Source organism: Stagnihabitans tardus, assembly GCF_009925085.1.
In the GTDB taxonomy this organism is placed as follows: Bacteria; Pseudomonadota; Alphaproteobacteria; order Rhodobacterales; family Rhodobacteraceae; genus Stagnihabitans; species Stagnihabitans tardus.
In genome coordinates this window covers 38704-49731 of the sequence record NZ_JAABNR010000013.1, presented here as the reverse complement: position 1 = coordinate 49731, position 11028 = coordinate 38704, and the positions used below count along the sequence as shown (strand labels likewise).

At 65.4% G+C, this 11028-nt stretch carries 9 protein-coding genes; 5 read left to right on the top strand and 4 right to left on the bottom strand.

Annotated elements, in window-relative coordinates; all coding sequences use genetic code 11:
* The first annotated feature begins 87 nt into the window (after positions 1-87).
* On the top strand, positions 88-1374 hold the full coding sequence (locus GV832_RS14355; protein ID WP_168775575.1) for a citrate synthase: 1287 nt from the start codon (positions 88-90) through the stop codon (positions 1372-1374).
* Positions 1375-1441: 67 nt separating this feature from the next.
* Positions 1442-2629 (top strand): hypothetical protein, encoded by a 1188-nt coding sequence (locus tag GV832_RS14350; RefSeq protein WP_168775574.1) that lies wholly within the window; start codon positions 1442-1444, stop codon positions 2627-2629.
* A 42-nt stretch (positions 2630-2671) separates the two neighbouring features.
* Here the strand turns inward: GV832_RS14350 and GV832_RS14345 are convergent, their stop codons facing one another.
* On the bottom strand, positions 2672-3817 hold the full coding sequence (locus GV832_RS14345) for a type III PLP-dependent enzyme (RefSeq protein WP_168775647.1): 1146 nt from the start codon (positions 3815-3817) through the stop codon (positions 2672-2674).
* 222 nt (positions 3818-4039) lie between these two features.
* On the opposite strand from GV832_RS14345, the gene GV832_RS14340 reads away from it, so the two are divergent.
* Entirely contained in the window at positions 4040-4471 is a 432-nt protein-coding gene (locus GV832_RS14340) for an Lrp/AsnC family transcriptional regulator (protein ID WP_168775573.1), read from the top strand.
* A gap of 30 nt (positions 4472-4501) precedes the next feature.
* On the opposite strand, the gene GV832_RS14335 is transcribed toward GV832_RS14340, so the two are convergent.
* Positions 4502-5188 (bottom strand): winged helix-turn-helix transcriptional regulator, encoded by a 687-nt coding sequence (locus GV832_RS14335; protein ID WP_168775572.1) that lies wholly within the window; start codon positions 5186-5188, stop codon positions 4502-4504.
* 249 nt (positions 5189-5437) lie between these two features.
* On the opposite strand from GV832_RS14335, the gene GV832_RS14330 reads away from it, so the two are divergent.
* Entirely contained in the window at positions 5438-8446 is a 3009-nt protein-coding gene (locus GV832_RS14330; protein ID WP_168775571.1) for a valine--tRNA ligase, read from the top strand.
* Positions 8447-8763: 317 nt separating this feature from the next.
* Here GV832_RS14330 and GV832_RS14325 read toward each other — a convergent pair whose 3' ends face one another.
* Positions 8764-9444 (bottom strand): orotate phosphoribosyltransferase, encoded by a 681-nt coding sequence (locus GV832_RS14325; protein WP_168775570.1) that lies wholly within the window; start codon positions 9442-9444, stop codon positions 8764-8766.
* A 70-nt stretch (positions 9445-9514) separates the two neighbouring features.
* Positions 9515-10540 (bottom strand): dihydroorotase, encoded by a 1026-nt coding sequence (pyrC, locus tag GV832_RS14320; RefSeq protein ID WP_168775569.1) that lies wholly within the window; start codon positions 10538-10540, stop codon positions 9515-9517.
* Positions 10541-10641: 101 nt separating this feature from the next.
* On the opposite strand from pyrC, the gene GV832_RS14315 reads away from it, so the two are divergent.
* On the top strand, positions 10642-11025 hold the full coding sequence (locus tag GV832_RS14315) for a lysozyme inhibitor LprI family protein (RefSeq protein ID WP_168775568.1): 384 nt from the start codon (positions 10642-10644) through the stop codon (positions 11023-11025).
* The last annotated feature ends 3 nt before the right edge of the window (positions 11026-11028 follow it).

Here is an 11028-nt window from a genome sequence, read left to right as displayed (position 1 = left end):
GGCCCCCTAAGCTGCCTGCCGCGGACAGCGGCGAACCACCCTTCGGGCCGCCCATGCGGGACCGGGGGGCCCAACGGGGGTAATGAAATGACCGAACGCAAAGCCACGCTCCATCTCGACGGGAAGGAATTCAACCTCCCCGTCATGTCCCCCGTCGCAGGCCCCGACGTGCTGGACATCCGCAAGCTCTATGACGAGGCCGATGTCTTCACCTTCGACCCGGGCTTCACCTCGACGGCGTCCTGCAAGTCGGCCATCACCTATATCGATGGCGACAAGGGCGAGCTTCTCTATCGCGGCTACCCGATCGAGCAATTGGCCAAGGAATCGAGCCACCTCGAGACCTGCTACCTGCTGCTTTACGGCGAATTGCCGACCAAGGGGCAACTGGCCGATTTCACCACGCGTGTGACGAAGCACACGATGGTGCACGAGCAGATGCACAACTTCTTCCGGGGCTTCCGCCGCGACGCGCATCCGATGGCGACCATGGTGGGCGTCGTGGGCGCGCTGTCGGCCTTTTACCACGACTCCCTGGACATCACCGACCCCTGGCACCGCGAGGTCTCGGCGATCCGGATGATCGCCAAGCTGCCCACGATTGCGGCGATGGCCTACAAGTATTCCGTCGGCCAGCCCTTCGTTTACCCGAAGAACTCGCTGTCCTATGCGGGCAATTTCCTGCGCATGTGCTTTGCCGTCCCGGCCGAGGATTACGAGGTCAACCCGATCCTCGAAAAGGCCATGGACCGCATCATGATGCTCCATGCCGATCACGAGCAGAACGCCTCGACCTCGACCGTGCGCCTGGCGGGCTCTTCGGGGGCCAATCCCTTCGCCTGCATCGCGGCGGGCATCGCCTGCCTCTGGGGCCCGGCCCATGGCGGCGCCAACCAGGCCTGCCTGGAGATGCTGAAGGAAATCGGCACCGTCGACCGCATCCCCGAGTTCATCGCCAAGGCCAAGGACAAGAATTCGGGCTTCCGCCTGATGGGCTTCGGCCACCGCGTCTACAAGAACTTCGACCCCCGCGCGACGGTGATGAAGGAATCGGCCGACGAGGTGCTGGAGCTTCTGGGCGTCCATGACAACCCGCTTCTGCAGGTCGCCAAGGAGCTGGAGCGGATCGCGCTCTCGGATGAATACTTCATCTCGAAGAAGCTCTATCCGAACGTCGATTTCTATTCCGGCATCATCCTCGAGGCCATGGGCTTCCCCACTTCGATGTTCACGCCGATCTTCGCGATCTCGCGGACCGTGGGCTGGATCTCGCAGTGGAAGGAAATGATCGCCGAGAATGGCAAGATCGGCCGTCCGCGCCAGCTTTACGTCGGGCCCGCGCGGCGCGATTATGTCGATGTGAAGCACCGCTGAGGCCTTCACCCATCGCAAGCGCAGCCGAACCCTTTCAGGGTTCGGCTGTCTGATTTTCGGACGAACCATGCGGCAACTGATCCTTCACATCGGCTCTCACAAGACCGGAACCACGGCGATCCAGCACTGGATCGCGGCCAACCGCGATGTCCTGGCCCGGCGCGGCATCGCCGACCTGTCCTTCGGCGAAGAGCCCAATGCCCATGGCTTCCTGACCTGGGACGAGCCGGGACCCATCTTCCCCCGGGGCTTCCGGCTGGACAAGCCGGCCGAATTCGCCGAGGCGCTGGCGGCGGTTCAGGCCGAGCGGGTCATCGTCAGCTCGGAGAACTTCTCGTTCTTCTTCGAGCAGAAGGCCATCGGCCAGTTGGCGCGGCTGGTCAAGCCGCTCTTCGACGAGGTCGTGGTCCTGTGCTACCTGCGCCGCCAGGACCGCCATGCGGTCTCCCATCACATGGAAGGCGCGCGTCCCGCCCGTCCGCCGGAATGGGAGCTTTGGGGCCATGGCTTCGGCGCCCTGCCCCAGGTCAACCCGCTGCAAGCGCTTTACCTCGACTATGACAAGCGGCTGGCGAAATGGGAAAAGGCTTTTGGTCGCAAGGCTTTGCGGGTCAGGGTCTTTGACCGGGCGCGTCTGGAAGGGGGCGATATCGTCACCGATTTCCTCACCACCTTGGGCATCGACGCCGAGGGCTGCTCGACGCCGGAAACGGTCAACACCTCGCTCGACCGGGTCAAGGCGCGGATCGGGCACATGGCCAATGCCATGACCGGGAACGAGGAGGTGACCAAGGCCCTCTTGCGCGCGACGCCCAATTCCAAGACCCCCGCAAGGCCGGGGCGGCTGGTGGCCAAGGGCTTCCTGGCGCGCTACGTCGCAGGCAACCGGGCGCTGAATGCGCGGCTTGGCATCTCCCAAATCCCAGAGCTCTTCGACGACGATTTCGACGACCTGCCCGATGAACCGATGCAGACCTGGTCGGACGAAGAGTTCAACCGCGCCATGCGCTCGGCCGTCACGGTGGTCAAGCGCCTGATCGATGCCAGCGCCCCGCCTCGGCTCGATGACCTCAGCGCAGCGGCCCGTGCCCTGGCCGCCACGGCTCCGGTGCGGGCGCTGCGGCTGGTCGAACTGGCGCTGTTGCAACGCCCCTCGGGCCGCGCGCTCCTGGCCATGCAGGCCGAGTTGCAGGCCAATATCGCCTCGGGACAGCACATGGACCTGAGCGATGGCCCCGACGGCGAGGACGAATGAAAACGACCCCGGAGCATGGCTCCGGGGCCGCAAGCCAGGGGCTTAGAGCTTCAGCGACAGGACCGTGCAGAGACCCAGCTCGCCAAAGCCGTTGAACTTGGTGTTGGTCACGGTCGAATAGGCGCCCATGCCCTGGAAGACGACGAAATCGCCCTCGGCGATGTCGGCGGCCAGCGGCACTTCACCCGGGATGCGGTCGACCGAATCGCAGGTCGGACCAAAGCAGACGCGCGGGCGGATGGCGCCCATGCGGCGGTTGCAGGCGGGGTCCAGGACCTCGACGCGGTCGATGAAGCCGATCTGGCCGAATTCGAACATCGACCCGTAAAGCCCGTCGTTCAGGAAGATGTGGTTGTCATCCCGCACGCCCTTGACGCGCGCCGCCACGGCGAAGGCATCGCCGCACAGGCCACGGCCGGGCTCGCAGACCAGGGCGGGGCGGTCAGCGCCGAAGCTCTCGCCCGTCACGCGGTCGATCGTGTCGAAGATCGCTTCCAGGTCGACGACCTGGCCCTTTTGCCGCGTGTTCGGGAAGCCGCCGCCGACGTTCAGCCGGTGGATCTTGACGCCCGCGCGGGCCGCGATGACGGCGGCTTCGCGGATGTACGACGCCCAGGCCTCGGGGTCGGTGCATTGCGTGCCCGGGTGGAAGGTGATCGAGGGGATGTAACCGGCCTCGGCCGCCATCACCAGGATTTCCGAAGCCAGCTCGGAGGTTGCGCCGAACTTGGCGCCGAAGTTATAGGCCGCGCCATTCACCGGCAGCTTGAAGCGGACGGAGATCTCGCAGCCTTCGGTCGGGACCATCTCGATCAGCTTGGCCATCTCGGACTTGCTGTCCACCGACCAGGTCTTGACGTTGCGCTCGACCGCATAGGCGATCTCGGCGCGCGAACGGACCGGGTTGTGGTAATGGATCGCCGCATCGGGGTCGAGCCGGCGGATCATGTCGATCTCAAACGGAGAGGCGCAGTCGAAACCCTTGATGCCCGCGGCCATCAGGTTCTCGACCACTTCTTCCGAAGGATTCGACTTGACCGCATAGGTCACGAGGCCGGGGAAACCGGCGAGAAAGCGGCGGGCGGTGGCCTGCACGACCTGGGGCGCGAAAAACAGGACCGGGTTTTCCGGCTGCTCTTTGCGGAGGAATTCGGTCGGATTGGTCCAGATCGTCTTGGACAGTCCCATCAGCATAGTCCTTTCTGCCAACAAGATGCGTGTCCCTCCCCGTTGCCCGAAATGGGTCAATCGGCCTTGGCACCCGCGCGGTTTTTCCAACCAGGCCAGGTGCGTATGAGCCGCCCTTTTCCTGCAACTGAGGATGCTGCATATGGGTGACAACTTCACCGAACAAAACTATATAAGTGAAGCAATCGGTCGTCATAATGACGAAAAAGGAAGGCAAACTGCATGGATGAGCTGGATCGGAACATTCTGGGGCTTCTGGGGGCCGATGCGAGGATGTCGGTGGCCACATTGGCCCGAAGGCTGAAGGTTGCGAGGTCCACCATACAGGCCCGGTTGGAGCGCCTGGAGACCGGCGGAATCATCGCCGGATACACGTTGAAGCTCGGCGAGGCCGCGCGGGAGGGGCGTTTGCGGGCCTCGGTGCTTCTGACGATCGAGCCGCGGGCGCAGGCCGGGATCCTCAGCCGGCTCAAGGCCATACCGGAGGTCGAGCGGGTGCATTCCACCTCGGGGCGATTCGATCTTTTGTTGCAGGTGGCAGCGACCAATACGACGGTGCTGGACGGCGTGCTCGATCAGATCGGCGCCTTGACCGGGGTCAAGAGTTCGGAGAGCCTGATCCATCTCTCCACCCGCATCGACCGCGCCGTCTGACCCAAAGGAGCGGCTGGCGCCGCAAGTCTTTCATCTCGCCTCTGGCCTGCGGCCAACCGGCTCGGGCAGGTGGTCGGTCAGAAGCCCCGCCTCGCCCTCGAGCGCGATGAGGTCGCGGGCCCGGGCCTCGGCCAGGGAGAGCCGCCCCGCGACGAGGGACAGCAGTGTCTCGGGGCTGGCGGTGACCTCGAGCGCGGAACGGCCGGGGCAGCGGACCAGGGGCATGGGCTGCTCGGGGCTCCATTCCAGCCTTGGGCCCTGAAGCGTGAAGCCGATGGGGCGGCGCGGGGCGGAGGGGGGGCGCAGGGCGACAAAGGCCGTGACGGCGGCGGCGGGGGTCAGCCCGGTCTCGACCGTCGCGCCCTCGAGCCCCGGTGCCCCGCCCAGGCTTTTCGTCAAGCCCCAGCCCGCCAGCGCCACGAGGATCGGCCAGAGCGTGGCCGCCCGCGCCGTGGCCGCATAGCCGGTTTGATCGCCGCCATCGGCCAGCCGGACCAGGCCTTCGGTCGCCATCTGGTCGAGGCGGCGCGACAGGATCGTGGCATTGATCCCCAAGATGGTCGACTTCAGCGTGCTGAAGCGCAGGGGCCCGGGCAGAAGCTCGCGCAGGATCAAGAGTGTCCAGCGTTCGCCCACCTGGTCAAGGGCGCTCGCGATGGGACAGGCCATGTCATAGCGGCGGCGGCCAAGGTCTTGGGAGGCGGAAATCTGGGACATCTGCAAACCATTTGGGTCAATGAGGTGAGGCGGAGGCTTTCGGCACGGCGAGGAACTAGACTATCCCTTTGGCGAGGCGGGCGAAACTTTCCATTCGTATAGCTGGTAATCTGGGGGCAGGCTGGCGAAAGAGCAAGCCTTGTTGCACAACGTGACTTGCGGGCCGCTTTGGCCCCAAGGCCTGCATTGGGCTTTTCCAAGCCGCCACACTTCGGTAAGAGGCTTGCGACGCAACGCAGGATCACGCCCATGCCCATGGAAAAGACCTTCAACCCGGCCGAGGCCGAGGCCCGGATTTCGAAGCTCTGGCTGGATGCCAAGGTGGGGGCGGCGGGGGCCAATGCCAAGCCCGGGGCGGAAGCTTTTTCGATCATGATCCCGCCGCCCAATGTCACGGGCTCCCTGCACATGGGCCATGCCTTCAACAACACGCTGCAGGATATCCTGATCCGCTGGCACCGCATGCAGGGCCATGACACGCTCTGGCAGCCGGGGACCGACCATGCGGGGATCGCGACCCAGATGGTGACCGAGCGCGAGATGGCCAAGGCGGGCAACATGACCCGCCGCGAGATGGGCCGCGAGGCCTTCACGCTGAAGGTCTGGGAGCAGAAGAAGGCCAGCCGCGGCACGATCATCGGCCAGTTGCAGCGGCTCGGCGCGTCCTGCGACTGGGACCGCGAGGCCTTCACCATGTCGGGGGCGCCTGGGGCTCCGGCGGGGGAAGAGGGCAACTTCCACGACGCCGTCATCAAGGTCTTCGTGGATATGTATAACAAGGGCCTGATCTATCGCGGCAAGCGCCTCGTGAACTGGGACCCGCATTTCGAGACCGCGATCTCCGACCTTGAGGTCGAGAACATCGAGGTCAAGGGCCATATGTGGCACTTCAAATACCGCCTCGCGGGCGGCGAGACCTATGAATACGTCGAAAAGGACGCCGAGGGCGCGGTGACCTTCCGCGAGACCCGCGACTATATCTCCATCGCCACCACGCGCCCCGAGACGATGCTGGGCGATGGCGCGGTCGCGGTGCATCCCTCCGATGAGCGCTATGCGCCCATCGTCGGCAAGATGGTCCACCTGCCTCTGTGTGACCGCCTGATCCCGATCATCACCGACGAATACCCGGATCCGACCTTCGGCTCGGGCGCGGTCAAGATCACCGGCGCGCATGACTTCAACGACTACCAGGTCGCCAAGCGGGCGGGCCTGCCGATGTATCGCCTGATGGACACGCAAGGGAAGATGCGCGCCGATGGGGCCGCCTATGACGTCTGCGTGGCGCGGGCGCGGGAGATCGCGGCGGGCTCGCCGACCGACGAGAACGAGGTCGATGCGCTGAACCTCGTGCCCGAGAAATACCGTGGGCTGGACCGGTTTGAGGCCCGCAAGCTGGTCATCGCCGATATCAACGCGGCGGGGCTGGCGGTGACCGTCATGGTCTCGGAGATCGACGAAGAGACCCATTCCGAGCACCTGCGCCTTGTGCCGGTGGTCGAGGACAAGCTGATCATGCAGCCCCATGGCGACCGCTCCAAGGTCGTCATCGAACCCATGCTGACCGACCAGTGGTTCGTGGACACCGCCAAGATCGTGGAGCCCGCCCTGGAGGCCGTCCGGTCGGGTCGCACCCGGATCATGCCGGAGAGCGGCGAAAAGACCTATTTCCACTGGCTGGAGAATATCGAACCCTGGTGCATCTCGCGCCAGCTCTGGTGGGGCCACCAGATCCCGGTTTGGTACGGGCCGGACGTGATAGACAAGAAGTTCGACCTTTCGAACCTTTCAAAGGCATTCTGCGCAGCGACTGCAGAAGAAGCATTCGAACAAGCCGCGAACTACTACGAGGAATGTGACGCGGAATACGGTCCGTTCTTCTTCGAATGCAATGACAAACAGGAAGCTCTGGATTTCAATAGCCGTATCGCGGACCATCGCGGGACATTTGCGCTCTACCGCGACCCCGACGTGCTCGACACCTGGTTCTCCTCCGGCCTTTGGCCCATTGGCACCCTCGGCTGGCCCGAGCAGACGCCGGAGCTACAGAAATACTTCCCCACCTCGGTCCTGGTGACCGGGGCCGATATCATCTTCTTCTGGGTCGCACGGATGATGATGATGCAGCTGGCCGTGGTCGAGGATATCCCCTTCCACACGGTTTACCTGCATGGCCTCGTCCGAGACGCCAAGGGCAAGAAGATGTCCAAGTCGCTCGGCAATGTCGTCGACCCGCTGGAGGTCATCGACGAATACGGCGCCGATGCCTTGCGCTTTGCCAATGCGGCCATGGCCTCTTTGGGGGGCGTCCTCAAGTTCGACCCGCAACGCATTGCGGGCTATCGCAATTTCGGCACCAAGCTCTGGAATGCCTGCCGCTTTGCCGAGATGAACCAGGTCTGGGAGGGTCACGCGACCCAAAGCGCGCCCCCAACGGCCAAGGCCACCGCCAACCGCTGGATCATCGGCGAGACCGCCCGCGCGGCCGCCGAGGTCCAGCAAGCGCTGAGCGAGTTCCGCTTCGACTTCGCCGCCGACACGCTTTACAAATTCGTCTGGGGCAAGGTCTGCGACTGGTATGTCGAATTCGCCAAGCCGCTCTTCGACGGGGAAGACGCCGCCGAGACGCGGCAAACCATGGCCTGGGTGCTGGATCAGTCGATGATCCTCCTGCACCCCTTCATGCCCTTCCTCACCGAAGACCTCTGGGGCAACACCGGAAGCCGCGCCAAACTACTGGTCCACACCGACTGGCCGGTCTTGGGCGACCTCTCGGATGCCAAGGCCGATGCCGAGATGGGCTTCGTCACCGACCTCATCGACGAAATCCGCTCGGCCCGCGCCCAGGTCCATGTGCCTGCTGGCCTCAAGATCGACCTGGTGGCCATGAGCCTCTCCGATGAGGCCCGCGCCGCCTGGACCCGCAACGAGGCCCTGATCAAGCGCCTCGCCCGGGTCGAGGGTTTCACCGAGGGCGCGGCCCCCAAGGGCTCCATCACGCTGGGCGCCCCCGGAGCCAGCTTCGCCATCCCGCTCGCGGGCCTCATCGACATCGCCGAGGAGAAGGCGCGGTTGAAGAAGTCCTTGGAAAAGCTGGCGAAAGAGATCGGGGGCCTCAAAGGCCGCCTGAACAACCCGAACTTCGCAGCCTCTGCGCCCGAGGACGTGGTGGAAGAAGCCAAGGCCAACCTCGCCGCCCGCGAAGACGAGGCCGGCAAGCTTGAAGCCGCCATGAAGCGCTTGGCCGAACTCGGGTAAAAGCGGGGGGCCGCAAGCCCCCCGCACCCCCTGCCTCAAGGGGAGCACGCTCCCCTTGAGAAACCCCGTGAGTATTTGGGCCAAATTGAAAGCGGCCGAGATTGACAAGGGGAAGGGAGTATTTCGGCCAGTGTGAAGGCCCGGGAAGAGGGCTGGCAGAAGCGAAAATCACGCCAGGCAAAAACAAAGGGGCGCGCCATTCCCGGCTGCGCCCCTTGGTCTTTCATACTGGCCCAAATATCCTCGGGGTGCGTCCAGCGATGCGCCATCGGTTCGAGCACCGATGGACGCGGGGGGGGGCCGAGGCTCCCCCAGCCTTAACCCTTCGTGCGCGCTGCCTGCCAGGCGCGCGGGTCCTGGAGGAAGCTTTCCACCTCCGCCAGGGTCGCGGCATCGAAAGCGCCCTGCGCCCTTGCCTCGGCCAGGACATCCCACCAGGTGCAGAGGTGGTGCAAAGCCACGCCGTGATCGGCCAGGCGCTGGGTCGTCTCGGGGAAGATGCCGTAGTAGAAGATCACCGCCGTATGGGCGCAGGTGGCCCCCGTCTCGCGGATCGCATCGACGAAGGAGAGCTTGGAGCCGCCATCCGTCGTCAGGTCCTCGACCAGGAGGACGCGCTGGCCCTCGGTCATCGCGCCCTCGATGCGGGCGTTGCGGCCATAGCCCTTGGGCTTTTTGCGGACATAGGTCATGGGCAGCGCCATGCGCTCGGCCACGAGGGCCGCGAAGGGGATGCCCGCCGTCTCACCGCCCGCGATATTGTCGAAGGCCTCGAGGCCGGCATCGCGCAGGACCGTCACGGTCAGGAAATCCATCAGGACAGAGCGGATGCGGGGGTAAGAGATCAGCTTGCGGCAGTCGATATAGGTGGGGGAGGGCAGGCCCGAGGCCAGGGTAAAGGGCGTCTCGGCGTTGAAATGCACCGCCTTGATTTCCAGGAGCGCGCGGGCGGTCAGGCGGGCGATTTCCTCACGGGGGGGGAAGGACGAGGGGATCATGGCAACTCCTGCGAGGGGCACGCGGGAGGACAGCGGGGCCTCCGGCGGGGATATTTGTGCAAAGGTGAAATCAGGCGCAGCGCCAGTGGAGCGGGAAGCCGGGGTCGAAGACGGTGACCGGGCCGGCGCCCGTTTCGATCTTGGCGGGGAAGGTCACGGGGGCGGGCTCCTTGACCAGGGTCAGGGTCGCCTCGTTGGGGGCCAGGCCGTAGAAGGCGGCGCCGTTCAGGGAGGTAAAGGCCTCGAGCCGGTCGAGCGCGCCTTCCTCCTCGAAGACATGGGCGAGGAGGGGCATGGTGTTGGTCGCCGTGAAGCAGCCCGCGCAGCCGCAGGCGTGTTCCTTCAGCGCATCGACATGGGGGGCGCTGTCGGTGCCGAGGAAATAGGCGGGGCTTCCGCTGGTGGCCGCGCGGCGCAGGGCCAGGCGGTGCTTCTCGCGCTTGGCGACCGGCAGGCAGTAGTAATGCGGCTTGATGCCGCCCACCAGGATATGGTTGCGGTTGATGATCAGGTGATGGGTGGTGATCGTGGCGGCGAGGTTGCCGCCCTGCCCGGCGTAGGCCACGCCCTCTTCGGTCGTGATATGCTCCATCACCACGCGAAGCTCCGGGATCCGGCGGCGCAGCGGGTCGAGCACCGTGTCGATGAAGACCGCCTCGCGGTCGAAGATATCGACCTCGGGCGTCGTGACCTCGCCATGCGTGCAGAGGGGAAGGCCGATCTCGGCCATCTTCTCCAGCACCGGCATGACCTTGTCGAAATCCCGCACCCCGCCATGGGAATTGGTCGTGGCGCCGGCCGGATAGAGCTTGACCGCCTTCACCAGACCCGAGACCGCCGCAGCCGCCACATCGGCGGGGTCGGTCGTCTCGGTCAGATAGAGCGTCATCAGGGGCGTAAAGCCTGGCGCGGCGGCCAGGATGCGGTCGCGATAGGCGGCCGCCTGGGCGCCCGTCACCACGGGCGGCACGAGGTTTGGCATGATGATGGCCCGGGCGAAGTCGCGGGCGCTTTCGGGGGCCACGGCCTGCAGCATCGCGCCATCGCGCAGGTGCAGGTGCATGTCGTCGGGGCGGCGGATCGTGATCTGGGTCATGCCCGCCGCCCTAGCCGAAAAGCCCGCTCAATTCCAGCCCATTTCCCGCTGGACAGGCCCCCCGCGCCCCGCCACCCTGCGGCAAAACCCCGGAGACCCCGATGCGCGCCCCCCTTCTGGCCCTTGCCCTGATCCTTCCCCTGCCCGCCCTGGCCAATTGCGCCGACCCTGTCGACCAGGTCGAGATGACCGAATGCGCGGGCCAGGCTTATCAGGCGGCGGACGAGGACCTGAACGCGACCTACAAGCTGGCCATGGCGGCGATGAAGGCCTGGGATGCCGACCTGCCCAAGGACCAGCGCGGCGCCGAAGAGGCCCTGCGCAAAGCCCAACGCGCCTGGCTGCCCTATCGCGATGCCGTCTGCGAAAACGAGGTCTTCTTCTACAAGGACGGCTCGATTGCGCCCCTGGTGGGGCTCGCCTGTCTTGAACGCCTGACCCGCCAACGCGCCGAAGAGCTGCGCGCCATGGCCGAGGGGGAATAGGGC

Excerpts from the sequence above, each read along its gene's own strand:
- GV832_RS14330 (WP_168775571.1), top strand. The coding sequence starts at position 5,438 with ATGCCCATGGAAAAGACCTTCAACCCGGCCGAGGCCGAGGCCCGGATT.
- GV832_RS14355 (WP_168775575.1), top strand. The coding sequence starts at position 88 with ATGACCGAACGCAAAGCCACGCTCCATCTCGACGGGAAGGAATTCAAC.
- GV832_RS14340 (WP_168775573.1), top strand. The coding sequence starts at position 4,040 with ATGGATGAGCTGGATCGGAACATTCTGGGGCTTCTGGGGGCCGATGCG.
- GV832_RS14325 (WP_168775570.1), bottom strand. The coding sequence starts at position 9,444 with ATGATCCCCTCGTCCTTCCCCCCCCGTGAGGAAATCGCCCGCCTGACC.
- GV832_RS14315 (WP_168775568.1), top strand. The coding sequence starts at position 10,642 with ATGCGCGCCCCCCTTCTGGCCCTTGCCCTGATCCTTCCCCTGCCCGCC.
- GV832_RS14335 (WP_168775572.1), bottom strand. The coding sequence starts at position 5,188 with ATGTCCCAGATTTCCGCCTCCCAAGACCTTGGCCGCCGCCGCTATGAC.
- pyrC (WP_168775569.1), bottom strand. The coding sequence starts at position 10,540 with ATGACCCAGATCACGATCCGCCGCCCCGACGACATGCACCTGCACCTG.
- GV832_RS14345 (WP_168775647.1), bottom strand. The coding sequence starts at position 3,817 with ATGGGACTGTCCAAGACGATCTGGACCAATCCGACCGAATTCCTCCGC.
- GV832_RS14350 (WP_168775574.1), top strand. The coding sequence starts at position 1,442 with ATGCGGCAACTGATCCTTCACATCGGCTCTCACAAGACCGGAACCACG.